Raw genomic sequence first — 14,781 nt, 5'->3', positions numbered from 1 at the left:
CCGATGATCTCGCTCGGCAATCGCAACGCGAAACATGCGGTCACCGATGAAGAGCTGAGCGCCTTCGCGGACGGCCAGCTGCCGCCGCACCGCGCCCGCCGGGTGGCCGCGGAAATCCGTGCCCACCCCCGGTTCGCCGACCGCATCTACGCCTACTGGCGCCGCGAAGCGGCCCTGTGGCGGGCGCTCGACCCGGTATTCCAGGAATCGGTCCCACAGATCGAGGCGCCCCGTGCCCGGCGCTGGCCCGCGGCGGCGGCGCTGATCGTGGCGGCGCTGCTGGTGACCGGCGGCGCCCTGCACATGGCGGGCTCCGGCCCGGCGCCGGCGCGCTTCGCGGACATGGTGCTGCAAGCCTACATGCAGCCCGCCCGCGCCTCCGGCGAGGTGAGCGGGCCACGGCTGTTCAGCGGCCTGGGCCTGCAACCGCTCTCGCAGAAGCAGCTGCAGCTCGCCGGCCGGGAAATCACCGAGTATCGCTACCACGATGCCGGCTCCAACCGTCTGGCGCTGTATGAAATGGACCACCACACCGCCATCCAGGACGGCTGGTTTCATGTGATGTCCGATAAAAGCGTGCCGCTGGTGCGTTGGCAGCAAGGCGGCAAAAGCTATCTGCTGGTGGGCGATATGGAGCTTGCCGAGCTCACCCGGACCGCCATGGCCATGCAGCAAAAAATGGGCAGCCCGCGGGTGGCGCCGGAAAAAACCGTGCCGGGCGCCACCGGTTCGCCCTCCTCCACCACGGCCAACGGCGCCCCGGCGCCCCAGGACGCCGGCACCGCCCGGTCCACCCGCCCGGCCCCGGCGGGCAATAATTTCTAGATGCGGCCTTGGTGGGAGCGGGCCCCGCCCGCTCGCACAAAAAGTGCTCCGTAGCTGAAGTGGTGGTAGAGCTCGCTAATCTTTTAGTCGCCAGTCCTGTAACACCCGATAGTAGCCGTCCGGGGGGCTCTCATAGAGCATCACCGAATTTACCGGGAGGACCCAGGGCCCGGGCGCAGGCTCCGCCTGCAGGGGTGCGGCGGCGCGGGCCAGGGTTACGTGGGGAAGGAATTGGCGGGGCTCGGCGTCGATGCCGGCCTGGCCGAGCAGGTCCCAAATCTGGCGGTGCAGGTCGAGCAGCGCCGGTTCCCGGCGCGCGTGGGCGGCCCAGATGCGCGCCCCGGGTTCGGGAAAGACGTCCAGGGTGCTGAGCGTGACGGTAAAGGCCGGCAACCGCGCCAGGGCGTTCTTCAGCGGCGGCAGCAACGGCTCCAGTTGCGATCGCGAGCGCTCGCCGAGAAACGCCAGCGTCAGATGCAGATTGGCCGCCGGCACCGGCCGCGCCGTCGGCGGGACCGGGTTGGCGGTGAGTATCGCCGCCAGCGCCGGCGGCACCGGAATACCGATAAAACAACGCATGCGTCCTCCCTTCAAAAATGGCCAGGACGAGGCGCCGACGTTAGAATGCCGCCCCCACCCACGGCGTTGGACGCCCTCTATGATGACGCTCCCATGGCGATGATCAACGTTAGCCGCCACCGCGCCTGTCGTGGTAGCCGGCGGTGAAGCCGGACCAGCCTTTTAAAGGCGCGCTTCTGCTGGTGCTGGGCGAAGGTCTGCTGGCGGTCATGGCGGCGATGATCAAGCATCTCGCCGACACTCTGCCGGTGGAAATGATCGTGTTCGGTCGTAATCTGATCGGCCTGGCGGTGCTGTTGCCGGTGCTGGTGGCCAGTGGCGGTATCCGCGATTTGCGCACCAGCCACCTGCGGCTGCACTTTATCCGCGGCTTCACCGGCGTCACCGCCATGTTCTGCTTCTTTTTCACCATCGCCCATATTCCGCTGGCGGAAGCGGTGCTGGTGAAGATGACGGTGCCCTTCTTTCTGCCGCTGGTGGCCTGGCTGTGGCTCAACGACCGTATCAGCGGGCATACCTGGGCGGCGATTGTACTCGGCTTTGTCGGCGTCGGCGTGATCCTGCGCGCCGATGAGGGCGTGGTGGATCCGGTGATGCTGGTGGCCCTGGCCGGCGCCGCGATCATGAGCGTGGCCAAGGTGAGCATCCGGCGCATGGCGGCCAGCGAACCCCCGCACCGGGTGGTGTTCTACTTCTCCCTGTTCGCCACCCTGTTGTCGGCGCTGTTGCTGCTGCGCGTGCAGCAGATGCCCACCGGCACCGAAATGCTCTGGTTGCTGGCGATCGGCAGCGTGGCGATCGCCGGGCAGTTCGCCATGACCACCGCCTACCAGCTGGCCCGCCCCGGCCAGGTGGGCGTGTACAACTACTCCGCGGTGGTGTGGGCGGCGTTCCTGGGCTGGCTGTTCTGGGGCGAGACCCTGGTGCTGTCCACGGTGCTCGGCACCCTGTTGATCATCGGCGCCGGCATCTGGAATCTGAAGTCCCGCTAGAGCGGGTTGCTACAAAATTTGACCTTCACGGTGGTGCCAAACGGAAACCGAGCAACTAAGCTGACTTTCCGTCTTGAACGGAACAATAACAACCCGGAGGAAACGGAATGGCCATCCGACTGTTAATGCTGGCGGCGACGCTGGTGCTGCTGGCCGGCTGCGAAAGCAGCCAGCGGTGGGTTTACCACCAGGGAATGGATTTTGAAAAATGGCGCGCCGGGCTCGAAGAGCACACCGTCTCCACCGACGACGGCCTGCGCTGGCGGGTGCTGCAATCCAGCGACGCCGACCAGGCCCCGGCGGTGCTGCTGATCCACGGCTTCGGCGCCGATTCGCGCAACTGGGTGCGCTTCGCCAACGAACTGGAAGGCGACTACCGTTTCGTGATTCCCGACCTGCCCGGCCACGGCAACACCGAGCCGCGCACCACCAACATGGATTACGGTATCAGTGAGCAGGCCGAGCGCCTGTTCCGCCTGCTCGACGCCCTGCAGGTGGAGCGCGCCCACGTGGCCGGCAACTCCATGGGCGGCGCCATCGCCATCGAGATGGCCCGGCGCCAGCCGGACCGGCTCCGCTCCCTGGGCCTGGTGGATGCCGCCGGCATCACCCTGCAGACACCGGAATTTCTCAATGTGCTGGAGCAGTCGGACAGCAACCCGCTGATTCCGCACAGCGCCGAGGATTTCCGCACCACCCTGGACTGGGCCAGCGAACGCTCCGTGGGCATTCCCGATTTCGCCATCACGCTGATGGGCGAGGAGAAAGCCGCCAACGCGGACGTGGCGGAAAAGGTGTGGCAGGACATCAATCTGGACCCGGCCATGCGCCTGCAGGGGCGCGGCGTGCTGCCGGAAATCAAAACCTCGACGCTGATTCTGTGGGGCCGCGAGGACGCCCTGCTGGGCGTCGACAATGTGGAGGTGTTCCAGCGCGAGCTGCCTAACAGCCGCGCGGTGATCCTCGAAGGCGTCGGCCATGTGCCGATGGCGGAAGCGCCGGAAGAAAGCGCCGAAGCGTTCCGCGCGTTCTGGAAAGATATCGACGGCTGACGCCATCGCGGCGCGCCGGCCTTGAACCGCCGGCCGCGCCGCCTTAGTGTTTGCGCTTTCCCTTTTGGCGCCGGAAACGTCCATGCCCCTTGATGCCTCACCCTCGTCCCCCCCGATTCCGCGTATTAAACGCGGCGAAGCCCACACGGTTGATACCCGCGGCGTCACCCTGCTGCGCAGCGGTCACCGTGAAATCAGAAAGCTGAAACGCGCCAACCACGTGCCCACCATCCACGGCAACAAGGTGTGGAACTCCAGCTTCCTGATCATGGACCAGCTGACCCGGGAAAAAGGCCCGCTCCGGCTCACCGCCGACAGCCACCTGATGGACATCGGCTGTGGCTGGGGGCCGCTGGCGATTTTCGCCGCCAAGCGTTTCCGTTGCCGGGCCACCGCCGTGGACGCGGACGCCGACGTGTTCCCCTACCTGGATCTGCACGCCGCCATCAACCGTGTTCAGGTGGACACCCTGCGTTGCCGCTTCGAGCGCCTTACCAAGCAGCGCCTCGCCGACGTGGATATGATTACCGGCGCCGACATCTGTTTCTGGGATGAGCTCACACCGGTGCTGTTCAATCTGATCCGGCGCGCCCTGGACCAGGACGTGAAGCGGGTCATCATCGCCGATCCCGGGCGGTCGCCGTTCTATGATCTGGCCGAGCGCTGCCAGGCCCGCTTCAACGCCCGCGTGGTGGAGCGCCGCACACAGACGCCGCGCGCGCTCAGCGCCGATCTTCTGATCGTCGACCGGGATTGAAAAGCGGCTCACTGGCGCCACCTTAGAGTCAGGTTGTTTTCAGCTTTGCAATGAGTCGAGCCCATGAGTCAGGAAGAACATCAAACCACGGTTGACGAAGGAACTCCGCAGGGCGCCCTGGCGCTGCCCGATCAGAACCTGCCGCAACGGGTGTATTTGATCCCGGTCCGGGACCGTCCGTTCATGCCCGGTCTGGTGCAGCCGCTGCTGCTGGACCAGGAGCAGTGGCGCGCCACCCTGGAGCGCGTCGGGCAAACCCCGCACCACGCGCTCGGCCTGATCTACATTGGCGACCGGGACCCGGACGACGTGAGCGTGGAGGATTTCCCCGAGTACGGCTGTCTGGTCAAGGTGCACGCGGTCAATCATGAAGACCAGCAGCTGCAGGTGGTGGCCCAGGGCCTGGCCCGTTTCCGCGTGCAGGGCTATCTGAGCCGCAAGCGCCCGTTCATGGCGGAAGTGACCTACCCCACCTCCCGCGATGAGCTGGACGACAGCCTGCGTGCCTACGGCATGGCGATCATCAACACCATCAAGGAACTGCTGCCGCTCAACCCCTTGTACAACGAAGGGCTCAAGCACTACCTGCAGAACTTTTCACCCCGTGATCCCTCGCCGCTCACCGATTTCGCCGCCTCCCTGACCAGCGCCAGCGGCGACGAGCTGCAGGGCATTCTGGAAACCGTGTCGTTGAAAGCACGCATGGAGCGCGTGCTGACACTGGTCAAGAAAGAAGTGGAAGTGGCGCGCCTGCAGAACCAGATTCGCGAGGAAGTGAACGAAAAGATCAGCAAGCACCAGCGCGAATTCTTCCTCAAGGAGCAGCTCAAGGTGATCCAGCGGGAGCTGGGCCTGGAGAAAGACGACCGCACCGCCGACGCCGACGAATTCCGCGAGCGGCTTGAGGCGTTGAACCCGCCCGAGGCGGTGACGCGGCGCTTCGAAGAGGAGCTGCGCAAGTTCAACGTGCTGGAATCCGGCTCGCCGGAATACGCGGTGACCCGCAATTATCTGGACTGGCTCACCAGCGTGCCCTGGGGCCAGTACTCCGAGGACAACCTCGACCTGGGCCACGCGCGCCGGACGCTGGAGGAGCACCACAGCGGCCTCAACGACGTGAAGGACCGCATTGTCGAGTTCCTGGCCGTGGGCGCCATGCGCGGCGAGGTGAAAGGCTCGATTCTGCTGCTGGTGGGGCCGCCCGGCGTGGGCAAGACCAGCATCGGCAAGTCCATCGGTGAAGCCCTGGGGCGGGAGTTCTACCGTCTCAGCCTGGGCGGCATGCGCGACGAGGCGGAGATCAAAGGCCACCGCCGCACCTACATCGGTGCCATGCCGGGCAAGCTCACCCAGGCGCTCAAGGACGCCGGCACCAGCAACCCGGTGATCATGCTGGATGAGATCGACAAACTGGGCCAGTCCTTCCAGGGCGACCCGGCGTCGGCACTGCTGGAAGTGCTGGACCCGGAACAGAACCAGGATTTCCTGGACCACTATCTGGACCAGCGGCTCGATCTCAGCCACTGCCTGTTCGTGTGCACCGCCAACACGCTGGATTCGATTCCCGGCCCGCTGCTGGACCGCATGGAAACCATCCGGCTGAGCGGCTACATCACCGAAGAGAAAGTGGAGATCGCCCGCGACCATCTGTGGCCGCGCGCCCTGGAGCGGGCCGGCGTGAAACCGTCGCAGCTGAAGATCAGCGACAGCGTGCTGCGCCAGATCGCCGACGGCTACGCCCGCGAGGCCGGCGTCCGCAACCTGGAAAAGCAGCTGAATAAGATCATCCGCAAGGCAGCGGTGCGGCTGCTCTCCGGAGAGAAGAAGATCAGCATCACCGGTAAGAATCTGGAGGATTTCCTCGGCCAGCCCTACTTCCAGAAAGAGAAAGCCCAGCGCGGCGTGGGCGTGATCACCGGCCTGGCCTGGACCGCCATGGGCGGCGCCACCCTGTCGGTGGAAGCAAGCCGGGTGCACAGCCAGCGGCGCGGCTTCAAGCAAACCGGCCAGCTCGGCGATGTGATGAAGGAATCCGCGGAGATCGCCTACAGCTATGTGGCCGGGCATCTCAAGACGTTCGGCGTCGACGAGGACTGGTTCGACGAGTCCTTCGTGCATCTGCACGTGCCCGAGGGCGCCACGCCCAAGGACGGCCCCAGCGCCGGCGTCACCATGGCCACCGCGCTGGTGTCCCTGGCCACCGGCAAGCGGCTGCCGCGCAAGCTGGCGATGACCGGCGAACTGACGCTGACCGGCCAGGTTCTGGCGGTGGGCGGCATCCGCGAAAAGGTGATCGCCGCCCGGCGCGCCGGTATCCGCGAGCTGATTCTGCCCAAGGCCTGCGAACGGGATTACCAGGAGCTGCCCGACTACATCAAGGAGGGCATGACGGTGCACTTCGCCCAGCGCTACCAGGACGTGCATGACGTGGTCTGGGGTTGAACCGGGCCGGCGGCGGCTGACCCGCGCGGAGCAGCCGCCGCGCTACCTGGTGCCCGAATGCCGGGAGTCGATCGGCGTGATCCACCGGGACGACGACATCCTGGTGATCAACAAGCCGGCGTTCCTGCTCAGCGTGCCCGGCCGCGCGCCGGAAAACAGCGACTGCGTCACCCGCCGCTTAAAGCAGGCGTACCCGGATTTGCGGCTGGTGCACCGGCTCGACCTGGATACCTCCGGCCTGATGGTGCTGGCCCTGCACCGCCGGGCGCAAAGCAATCTCAGCCGCGCGTTTCAGAAGCGTCAGGTGGAAAAGCGGTATCAGGCGGTGGTCGCCGGGCAGGTGGCCGAGGACAGCGGCGAGGTGGCGCTGCCGTTGATCGCCGACTGGCCCAACCGCCCGCTGCAAAAGGTGTGCTTCGACACCGGCAAGCCCGCCCTCACCCACTGGCGGGTGCTGGCCCGCTACCCGGACCGCGACGCCACCCGGCTGGCCCTGCGCCCGGTCACCGGCCGCACCCACCAGCTGCGCATTCATTGCCGCGAGATCGGCCATCCGATTCTCGGCTGCGACCTGTACGCGCCGTCGGAGATTCTCAATCGCAGCGACCGTTTATTGCTGCACGCCGAACGTCTGGCGTTCAACCATCCGTGTACCGGTCTGTGGCGGGAGTTCTATTCCCCGGCGCCGTTCTAGTGTGAACCGGCGCTAGGCCCAGTCGTCGCCGTAGTCGTGCAGCAACTCCTGGCCGGCCTTGATGTTCTTCAGCGCCACCACGGTCAGGTCGTCGTAGTAAGCCACATTGGGTTTCTTGGCGTGGTTGATGAAACGCAGATCGCAAAGCACGCGGTAGCGTTCCTTGCCTTCGTCGTCGAGCCACAGCACGTAGGGGCCGTCGCCCTTGGCGGCTTGTGTCTTCAATACACCCAGCACCGTGTCGCGGGAAATCGGCGCCCGCGCGAACAGGCCGCGGCCGTGCACCGGGCTTTCCTTCACTTCCACCAGATCCTTGCGCACAAAGGGTTTATCCATACCGTTCACGCTTGCAGTAGTCATCGGGGCCGTGGCATCTTGCCAGAAAAGCCGCCCGGACGCATGGCATGGGATTCGCCGATTACCCCTTCACTTCGCGCTACCTGACCGTCGACGGTCACCGCCTCCACTACATCGACGAAGGCCAGGGCCCGACCCTGCTGTTCCTGCACGGCAACCCCACCAGCAGCTACCTGTGGCGCAACGTGATCAAGCCGCTGACCGCCCACTACCGTTGCGTGGCGCTGGATATGATCGGCTTCGGCAAAAGCGACAAACCGGATCTCGACTACCGCTTTCTTACGCACTACCGCTTCCTGCACGAATTCGTCGGCGCGCTCGAGCTCAGCGACATCACCCTGGTGTTGCACGACTGGGGCGGGCCGCTCGGCTTTCGTCTCGCCCAGCACCAGCCGGAGCGCGTCAGCGCGCTCTGCTTCATGGAAACCTTCCCCTTCACCTTCGACTGGCATGAGTTTCCGCCGGCGGCGCGGCCGCTGTTCTTCGCGTTCCGGCAGCGGCGGCTGAGCTACTGGCTGCTGCAGCGCCAGAACCTGTTCGTCGACGTGGTGCTGCGCTTCAGCACCCGGCGCCGGCTGCCGCGCAGTGTGCTGGCTGCCTACCGGGCACCGTTTCCGGATGCGCGCAGCCGCTACCCGATCCGGGTGTTCCCCGGCGAGCTGCCGATCAACGACCGGCGCACCGAGACCTGGGCCGCCATCCAGGATATCGAGCAGCGCCTGGAACGCATGCCGCAACCCATGCTGCTGCTGCAGTTCCATCCCGGCGCGGTGCTCAGCCGCACCCGGGTGGCCTGGCTCAGCCAGCGCATCGCCCATCTGGACGTGGTCGATTGCGGTCGCGGCCTGCACTATGTGCAGGAGGACAACCCGGAAGCCATCGCCAGCGCGCTGGCGGACTGGTGCCGCCAACGGGGACCGTCGGCGGCCTCCGGCGTGCCGGAGGTGGCGGCGGAGGACAAAACCTTCAGCGGCACGCTGCACTGGGCCTTCGCCCGGGCCCGTCCGGCCGGCCGCGACGAAGGCCTGGTGGCGGCCTGGTCCGACCGGGGCCTGGTGATGCTGAGCTTCGCCGACGACGCGGACGACGGACAACGCCAGGTGTCGGAACGCTTTCCCGCCTGCCGGCTGGAGCGCACCGACGACGCCCGCATCGCCGGCCTGTTCACGGCTTCCGGTCACACCCCGCTGCATTTGATCGGCACCGATTTCCAGCGCCGCGTGTGGCGCGCCCTGCTCGAGGTGCCCGCCGGCACCACCAGTGACTACGCCGCCCTCGCCGCCCGCGTGGGCAGCCAGGCGCGGGCGGTGGGCGGCGCCGTGGCCGCCAACCGGATCGCCGTGCTGGTGCCCTGCCACCGGGTGGTGCCGCGCGCCGGCGGCGCCGGCGCCTATCACTGGGGCCAGGACCGTAAACGGGCGCTGCTGGCCGCCGAAGGCGCGGCGCCATAACCGCGTGCCCGGGTCGGGAATCCTGATATTATTGGCTGGCGGCGCCCCTTACACGGGGTTACCCTGGGCCGCCCGGTGCCCCCGCATCAGTGGGCGAACGCCGTGAACGGATTTTCGAGCAGTTTTACTAAGGAGTAGCTCCAGCATGAAACGCCTGTCTCTGCCCGTGGTGGCGGCCCTGGTCCTCACCGCCTGCGCCACCTCCCCCCTGGGACGCCAGCAATTTCTGTTTTTGCCGGCCGCGGAAATGGATCAAATGGGCGCCACCGCCTACAACGAAATGAAAGAGCAGCAGCCCACCGTCACCGGCACCGCCGAATCCCGCTATGTGGAATGCGTGGCCGAAGCCATCGTCGCCGTGGTGGATTCCGACCAGCAGTGGGAAGTGACCGTATTCGAGGACGACAGCGCCAACGCCTTCGCCCTGCCCGGCGGCAAGATCGGCGTGCACACCGGCTTGCTGAAAGTGGCCGATAACCAGGACCAGCTCGCCGCCGTGATCGGCCACGAAGTCGGCCATGTGCTCGCCCAGCACTCCAACGAGCGCATGTCGATCCAGTACGCCACCCAGACCGGCACCCAGCTGGTGGCCGCCCTGGCCGGCGGCGACAGCGCCGAGAAGCAGACGCTGATGGGCCTGCTCGGTGTCGGCGCCCAGTACGGCGTGCAGCTGCCGTTCAGCCGCAAGCACGAAGCCGAGGCCGACGTGATCGGCCTGGATCTGATGGCGGAAGCGGGCTTCGACCCGCGCCAGAGCGTCAACCTGTGGCAGAACATGGCCGCCAACAGCGGCGGTTCACCGCCGGAGTTCCTGTCCACCCACCCCAGCAACCAGACCCGCATCGAGGGCCTGCAGGCGCGCATCCCCGAAGCCATGCCGCTGTACCAGCAGGCGCAGTCCGCCGGCCGCACGCCCAACTGCGGTTGACGCCGGTCTTACAGGCATAAAAAAAGGGCCCTTGAAGGGCCCTTTTTTTGGCAGCGCGAGCACTTACTGGTAGTAAGCGTTCTCGGTGACGCTGTGGTCGGTCTTGTCGCGGATGCCGGTGAGTTCCGGCAGCTGCTCCATGAGGGTGCGCTCGACGCCGTCCTTGAGGGTCACGTCGACCACCGAGCAGCCCTGGCAGCCGCCGCCGAATTCCAGCACCGCCACGTTGTCCTCGGTGAGCTCCAGCAGCTGTACGTTGCCGCCGTGGGCGGCCAGGTTCGGGTTGATCTCGGAATACAGCACATAGTTGATGCGCTCTTCCAGGGTGGCGTCCGCGCTGATGTCCGGCACCCGGGACTTGGGCGCCCGGAAGGTCAGCTGACCGCCCATGGAGTCTTTCTTGAAGTCGATCACCGCGTCTTCCAGGTAGCGCACGCTCTTGCCTTCCACGAAGGCGTGGAAGCCTTCGTACTGGTAGCGCTCGTCGCCCTCTTCCTGTTCGCCTTCGGGGCAGTAGGCCATGCAGCACTCCGCGTGGGGGGTGCCGGGGCGTTCCACGAAAATGCGTACGCCGATGTCTCCCTGGTCCTGCCGGGACAGCAGGTCGCGCAGGTACTCTTGAGCGGAATCTGTGATTCGGATCAGGGGTTCGGTCATGCCGATTCTCGGTTGCGAATTTCCTGACTATTTTAGTCAAGTATTCGCGCGTTGCAATGGCCGTGACGCAACTGGCGTAATCCGGCGCTGGGGTCGATTCCGGCTTTCTGCTAAGGTGCCCGCTTCCTCGACGTGGGGCAGTATCCAGCGTGCTTAACCTTTCCCGCAGCCGGCGCATTCTCGCCCTGGCGCTACCGATCATGGCCGCCATGGCCAGCCAGAGCCTGATGAACCTGGTGGACGCCGCCATGGTGGGCAGCCTGGGCGGCGAGGCGCTGGCCGGCGTAGGCCTGGGCGGCTACGCCAGTTTTATCGCCATCAGCATGGTGATCGGCCTGGGCGCCGGGGTCCAGGCCATGGTGGCGCGCCGCAAGGGTGAGCGGGACCGGGCCAATTACGCGGTGCCGCTGAACGCCGGCCTGGTGCTGGGGCTGGCATTCGCGATTCCGATCTCAGTGATTTTCGCCCTGGCCAGCGCGCCGATGATGGCCTTTCTGGCGCCCACCGCCGGGGTCGCCGAGGTGGGCAGCGACTATTTCGACATGCGGCTGCTCAGTGTCTGGGCGGTGGCGATGAACTTCAGCTACCGGGGCTATTGGAACGGCATCAACCGCTCCGGCGTCTACATGCGCACCCTGGTGATCACCCATGTCGCCAACGTGATCTTCAGCTACGGCCTGATCTTCGGCGCCTGGGGCCTGCCGGCGCTGGGCGGCGCCGGCGCGGGCCTGGGCACCAGCCTGGCGCTTTACCTGGGCAGCGCCCTCTACCTGCTGCAGACCTGGCGAGCGGCCCGGGAACACGGGTTCCTGCGCGCCCGCCCCAGCCGCGCCACCCTGCGCAATATTCTGCGCATCAGCCTGCCCAATGGCGTGCAGCAGTTCTTTTTCGCCACCGGCCTAACCGTGCTGTTCTGGATTATCGGCCGGGTGGGCGCCGACGAGGTGGCGGTGGCGCACATCCTGATCACGCTGATCCTGTTCCTGATTCTGCCGGCCATCGGGCTGGGCCTGTCGGCGGCGTCGCTGGTGGGCCAGGCGCTGGGGCGGCGGGACGCCGACGACGCCTACCGCTGGGGCTGGGACGTGACCCGGCTGGCGGTGTCGCTGCTGTTCGTGCTGGCGCTGCCCATGTGGCTGGTGCCGGACCTGATTCTCGGCCTGTTCCTGAAACAGCCGGCGCTGGTGGAGCTGGGCCGCGCGCCGCTGATGATCACCGGCCTGGCGATCTGCCTGGACGGCGTGGCGATCATTTTCACCCAGGCGCTGCTGGGCGCCGGGGCGGCCCGCTCGGTGATGGTGGTGACGCTGGCCGTGCAGTGGTTTTTCTTTCTGCCGCTGGCCTATATCATCGGCCCCGTGCTGGGCTACGGGCTGCTCGGCATCTGGCTGGCCCAGGCGTTTCAGCGGCTGATTACATCTTTATTGCTGAGCGGCCTATGGATTAAGCGCGGCTGGGCCCATATAGAGCTATGAGGTGACCATGAGCGAGCAACACAAGCACGACCCGGATACCGACGACCGGCAGGACGACCACGAGCGCCCGGGCTTTTTCCAGGTGCTGCACAGCGTGCTGGCGGCGATTTTCGGCGTGCAGAGCAGCGGCAACCGTGAGCGCGACTTCAAGAAAGGCAGCGCCGGCGACTATATCGGCGTCTACGTGGTGATCGTGATCGCCATCGTGATCGCCATGTTCGTGGTGGTGAACATGGTCCTCAGCGCCGCTGGTTCATAGCCCCGGGAACTAGCGATATAGCAATATATTTCTTTTATGTATAAGCCCACTTTGCTACATTTCCCGCCAAATCATGGTGGTAAAGAGAAATATTCTTTACAAATCAACGAATTAAACACGGCGCAACGGCATCATGTACGTATATCAGGACTATGACCAACGGCTTCTGGAAGAGCGGGTAGCTCAGTACCGCGACCAGACCCGGCGCTATCTGGCCGGCCAGCTCAGCGAGGACGAGTTCCTGGTGCTGCGGCTGCAGAACGGCCTCTATATTCAGCGTTACGCGCCGATGTTGCGTATTTCGGTGCCCTACGGCCTGCTCTCCAGCGAACAGGTGCGCACCCTGGCCAAGGTGGTGCGCGAATACGACAAGGGCTTCTGCCACGTCAGCACCCGCCAGAACATCCAGCTCAACTGGCCGGAAGTGCAGGACGTGCCGGATATCCTGGCGGAACTGGCGAGCGTGCAGATGCACGCCATCCAGACCAGCGGTAACTGCATCCGCAACATCACCACCGACGAATACGCCGGCGTGAACCCCAAGGAAATCGAGGATCCGCGCCCCTGGTGCGAGATCATCCGTCAGTGGGCCACCTTCAACCCGGAATTCGCCTACCTGCCGCGCAAGTTCAAGATCGCGGTGAACGCGGTGCCGGACGCCGATCCGGCGTTGATCGGTGTGCACGACATCGGCGTCAAGGTGATCCACAACGACGCCGGCGAAACCGGTTTCCAGGTGTGGGCCGGCGGCGGCCTGGGCCGTACCCCGATGACCGGCCAGGTGATCGGCGAGTTCGTGCCGTGGCAGCATCTGCTCGCCTACCTGGAAGCGATCCTGCGGGTGTACAACAAGTACGGCAACCGCGACAACAAGTTCAAGGCGCGCATCAAGATTCTGGTCAAGGCACTGGGCGCGGAGAAGTACCGCGAACTGACCGAAGCGGAATTCGCCGAGCTCAAGGACGGCCCGATGACGCTCACCGAAGAGGAAGTGGCGCGCATCCAGGGCTGCTTCACCGAGCCGGCCTACCGGGACGACGTGGACAACGGCGTGCTGGACAAGGCACTGCAGGAAAACCGCGCCTTCAACCGTTGGTACCACACCAACACTCGCGCTCATAAGCGCGACGGCTACCGCAGCGTGACGCTGACGCTGAAGAAGACCGGCCGCATCCCCGGCGACGTGAGCGACGAGCAGTTGGAAGCGATCGCCGACCTGGCGGACCGCTACAGCTTCGGCGAACTGCGCAACACCCACCAGCAGAACATGGTGCTGTCCGACGTGGCCACCGATGACCTGTTCGAGCTGTGGGAAAAACTGGACGCGCTGGGCATGGCCACCCCCAATCTGGGCCTGCTCACCGACATCGTCGCCTGCCCCGGCGGCGACCTGTGCGCCCTGGCCAACGCCAAGTCCGTGCCGGTGGCGGAGGGCATCCAGCGCCGCTTCGACGACATGGACTATGTCCATGACCTGGGCCCGCTGGACATCAATATCTCCGGGTGCATGAACGCCTGCGGCCATCACCATATCGGCCACATCGGCATTCTCGGCGTGGACAAGAAGGGCAAGGAGTTCTACCAGATCACGCTCGGCGGTCGCGGCGACAAGCTGTCGCGCATCGGCGAGAAGATGGGCCCCTCTTTCGAGTCCTATGAAGTCACCGACGTGATCGAAAAGATCATCAATGTGTACGTGGACAAGCGGCTGGAAAACGAGCCGTTCATCGACACCTACGAGCGCATTGGTATGGAACCGTTCAAGGAACACGTCTATGGGTAAGATGATTCTCGACGGTGAAATCGTCGACAACGGCTGGCAGCGGTTCGAACCGGGCCAGCTGGAAGAAGACGGCCAGAGCCTGCCGGAGAACCAGCCGGTGATCGTGCCGCTGGCCTACTGGCAGGCCCACCGCGACACCCTGCTGGAGCGCGAGGCGCCGGTGGGCGTGTGTCTGGAGCCGGGCGAGGAGCCCGCCGACCTGGCCGCGGACCTGCCCCACCTGCCGCTGGTGGCGATCCACTTCCCGGCCTTCAAGGACGGTCGCGGTTACTCCTACGCCCGCGAGCTGCGCACCCGCTACCGCTTCACCGGCGAGGTGCGCGCGGTGGGCGACGTGCTGCAGGACCAGCTGTTCTACATGCACCGCGTCGGCTTCAACGCCTTCGAAGTGCGTGCCGACCGGGACATCCATGAAGCGCTGGAAAACGGCCTGCGGCCGTTCTCGGTGACCTACCAGGGCGACGTGCACGACCCGCGCCCGATCTACCGCCGCCGTCAGGAACTCGAGCAGGCCTGATCCCCGGGCTTGT

Annotated in this window: 15 protein-coding genes; 12 read left to right on the top strand and 3 right to left on the bottom strand. The window is 65.7% G+C overall.

Annotation, left to right across the window (positions count from 1 at the left end; all coding sequences use genetic code 11):
- The first annotated feature begins 3 nt into the window (after positions 1–3).
- Positions 4–825 carry an anti-sigma factor family protein gene (locus ACMG4O_RS10860; protein ID WP_414433787.1) on the top strand — a complete coding sequence of 274 codons (822 nt, stop codon included), beginning with the start codon at positions 4–6 and terminating at the stop codon, positions 823–825.
- Positions 826–900: 75 nt separating this feature from the next.
- Here the strand turns inward: ACMG4O_RS10860 and thpR are convergent, their stop codons facing one another.
- Positions 901–1,404, bottom strand: a complete 504-nt coding sequence (thpR, locus tag ACMG4O_RS10855; RefSeq protein ID WP_414433786.1) for an RNA 2',3'-cyclic phosphodiesterase — start codon at positions 1,402–1,404, stop codon at positions 901–903.
- Positions 1,405–1,547: 143 nt separating this feature from the next.
- Between thpR and ACMG4O_RS10850 the strand changes: the two genes are divergently transcribed.
- The 5 genes from ACMG4O_RS10850 (at position 1,548) to ACMG4O_RS10830 (ending at position 7,341) form a co-directional block, all read left to right on the top strand.
- The gene (locus tag ACMG4O_RS10850; protein ID WP_142949859.1) at positions 1,548–2,396 is read left to right on the top strand and encodes a DMT family transporter; all 849 of its coding nucleotides are present in this window, start codon (positions 1,548–1,550) and stop codon (positions 2,394–2,396) included.
- Between the two features lie 107 nt (positions 2,397–2,503).
- Complete coding sequence (locus tag ACMG4O_RS10845) at positions 2,504–3,448, top strand: alpha/beta fold hydrolase (protein WP_414433785.1); 945 nt, start codon at positions 2,504–2,506, stop codon at positions 3,446–3,448.
- 82 nt (positions 3,449–3,530) lie between these two features.
- Positions 3,531–4,205 carry a class I SAM-dependent methyltransferase gene (locus tag ACMG4O_RS10840; protein WP_414433784.1) on the top strand — a complete coding sequence of 225 codons (675 nt, stop codon included), beginning with the start codon at positions 3,531–3,533 and terminating at the stop codon, positions 4,203–4,205.
- Positions 4,206–4,268: 63 nt separating this feature from the next.
- On the top strand, positions 4,269–6,647 hold the full coding sequence (gene lon, locus ACMG4O_RS10835; RefSeq protein WP_414433783.1) for an endopeptidase La: 2,379 nt from the start codon (positions 4,269–4,271) through the stop codon (positions 6,645–6,647).
- Positions 6,628–7,341, top strand: a complete 714-nt coding sequence (locus ACMG4O_RS10830) for an RluA family pseudouridine synthase (RefSeq protein WP_414433782.1) — start codon at positions 6,628–6,630, stop codon at positions 7,339–7,341. The genes lon and ACMG4O_RS10830 overlap by 20 nt, the downstream gene beginning before the upstream one ends.
- 12 nt (positions 7,342–7,353) lie before the next feature.
- Here the strand turns inward: ACMG4O_RS10830 and ACMG4O_RS10825 are convergent, their stop codons facing one another.
- Positions 7,354–7,677 (bottom strand): SET domain-containing protein, encoded by a 324-nt coding sequence (locus tag ACMG4O_RS10825; RefSeq protein ID WP_142949864.1) that lies wholly within the window; start codon positions 7,675–7,677, stop codon positions 7,354–7,356.
- A gap of 68 nt (positions 7,678–7,745) precedes the next feature.
- Here ACMG4O_RS10825 and ACMG4O_RS10820 point away from each other — a divergent pair, with 68 nt between their 5' ends.
- Both ACMG4O_RS10820 and ACMG4O_RS10815 read left to right on the top strand, forming a co-directional pair.
- Complete coding sequence (locus ACMG4O_RS10820) at positions 7,746–9,149, top strand: haloalkane dehalogenase (RefSeq protein WP_414433781.1); 1,404 nt, start codon at positions 7,746–7,748, stop codon at positions 9,147–9,149.
- Between the two features lie 145 nt (positions 9,150–9,294).
- Positions 9,295–10,077, top strand: coding sequence for a M48 family metallopeptidase (locus ACMG4O_RS10815; RefSeq protein WP_142949866.1), 783 nt, complete (start codon positions 9,295–9,297; stop codon positions 10,075–10,077).
- Between the two features lie 63 nt (positions 10,078–10,140).
- Here ACMG4O_RS10815 and nfuA read toward each other — a convergent pair whose 3' ends face one another.
- Entirely contained in the window at positions 10,141–10,734 is a 594-nt protein-coding gene (gene nfuA / locus ACMG4O_RS10810) for a Fe-S biogenesis protein NfuA (RefSeq protein ID WP_142949867.1), read from the bottom strand.
- Between the two features lie 149 nt (positions 10,735–10,883).
- Here nfuA and ACMG4O_RS10805 point away from each other — a divergent pair, with 149 nt between their 5' ends.
- The 4 genes from ACMG4O_RS10805 to ACMG4O_RS10790 all read left to right on the top strand — a co-directional run bounded on the left by ACMG4O_RS10805 (position 10,884) and on the right by ACMG4O_RS10790 (position 14,768).
- Positions 10,884–12,209 carry an MATE family efflux transporter gene (locus tag ACMG4O_RS10805; RefSeq protein WP_194856280.1) on the top strand — a complete coding sequence of 442 codons (1,326 nt, stop codon included), beginning with the start codon at positions 10,884–10,886 and terminating at the stop codon, positions 12,207–12,209.
- Positions 12,210–12,216: 7 nt separating this feature from the next.
- Complete coding sequence (locus ACMG4O_RS10800) at positions 12,217–12,468, top strand: DUF2970 domain-containing protein (RefSeq protein WP_142949869.1); 252 nt, start codon at positions 12,217–12,219, stop codon at positions 12,466–12,468.
- 133 nt (positions 12,469–12,601) lie between these two features.
- Complete coding sequence (locus tag ACMG4O_RS10795) at positions 12,602–14,251, top strand: nitrite/sulfite reductase (RefSeq protein ID WP_142949870.1); 1,650 nt, start codon at positions 12,602–12,604, stop codon at positions 14,249–14,251.
- The gene (locus tag ACMG4O_RS10790; RefSeq protein WP_335628826.1) at positions 14,244–14,768 is read left to right on the top strand and encodes a DUF934 domain-containing protein; all 525 of its coding nucleotides are present in this window, start codon (positions 14,244–14,246) and stop codon (positions 14,766–14,768) included. Before ACMG4O_RS10795 ends, ACMG4O_RS10790 begins: the two co-directional genes overlap by 8 nt.
- Positions 14,769–14,781 lie beyond the last annotated feature (13 nt).

It is taken from the genome of Alloalcanivorax venustensis (assembly GCF_047495515.1).
GTDB lineage: Bacteria > Pseudomonadota > Gammaproteobacteria > Pseudomonadales > Alcanivoracaceae > Alloalcanivorax > Alloalcanivorax venustensis.
This window is presented reverse-complemented; position numbering and strand designations above follow the sequence as displayed.

Excerpts from the sequence above, each read along its gene's own strand:
- lon (WP_414433783.1), top strand. The coding sequence starts at position 4,269 with ATGAGTCAGGAAGAACATCAAACCACGGTTGACGAAGGAACTCCGCAG.
- thpR (WP_414433786.1), bottom strand. The coding sequence starts at position 1,404 with ATGCGTTGTTTTATCGGTATTCCGGTGCCGCCGGCGCTGGCGGCGATA.
- ACMG4O_RS10830 (WP_414433782.1), top strand. The coding sequence starts at position 6,628 with ATGACGTGGTCTGGGGTTGAACCGGGCCGGCGGCGGCTGACCCGCGCG.
- ACMG4O_RS10825 (WP_142949864.1), bottom strand. The coding sequence starts at position 7,677 with ATGGATAAACCCTTTGTGCGCAAGGATCTGGTGGAAGTGAAGGAAAGC.
- ACMG4O_RS10860 (WP_414433787.1), top strand. The coding sequence starts at position 4 with ATGATCTCGCTCGGCAATCGCAACGCGAAACATGCGGTCACCGATGAA.
- nfuA (WP_142949867.1), bottom strand. The coding sequence starts at position 10,734 with ATGACCGAACCCCTGATCCGAATCACAGATTCCGCTCAAGAGTACCTG.
- ACMG4O_RS10800 (WP_142949869.1), top strand. The coding sequence starts at position 12,217 with ATGAGCGAGCAACACAAGCACGACCCGGATACCGACGACCGGCAGGAC.
- ACMG4O_RS10790 (WP_335628826.1), top strand. The coding sequence starts at position 14,244 with ATGGGTAAGATGATTCTCGACGGTGAAATCGTCGACAACGGCTGGCAG.
- ACMG4O_RS10795 (WP_142949870.1), top strand. The coding sequence starts at position 12,602 with ATGTACGTATATCAGGACTATGACCAACGGCTTCTGGAAGAGCGGGTA.
- ACMG4O_RS10845 (WP_414433785.1), top strand. The coding sequence starts at position 2,504 with ATGGCCATCCGACTGTTAATGCTGGCGGCGACGCTGGTGCTGCTGGCC.
- ACMG4O_RS10820 (WP_414433781.1), top strand. The coding sequence starts at position 7,746 with ATGGGATTCGCCGATTACCCCTTCACTTCGCGCTACCTGACCGTCGAC.
- ACMG4O_RS10840 (WP_414433784.1), top strand. The coding sequence starts at position 3,531 with ATGCCCCTTGATGCCTCACCCTCGTCCCCCCCGATTCCGCGTATTAAA.
- ACMG4O_RS10815 (WP_142949866.1), top strand. The coding sequence starts at position 9,295 with ATGAAACGCCTGTCTCTGCCCGTGGTGGCGGCCCTGGTCCTCACCGCC.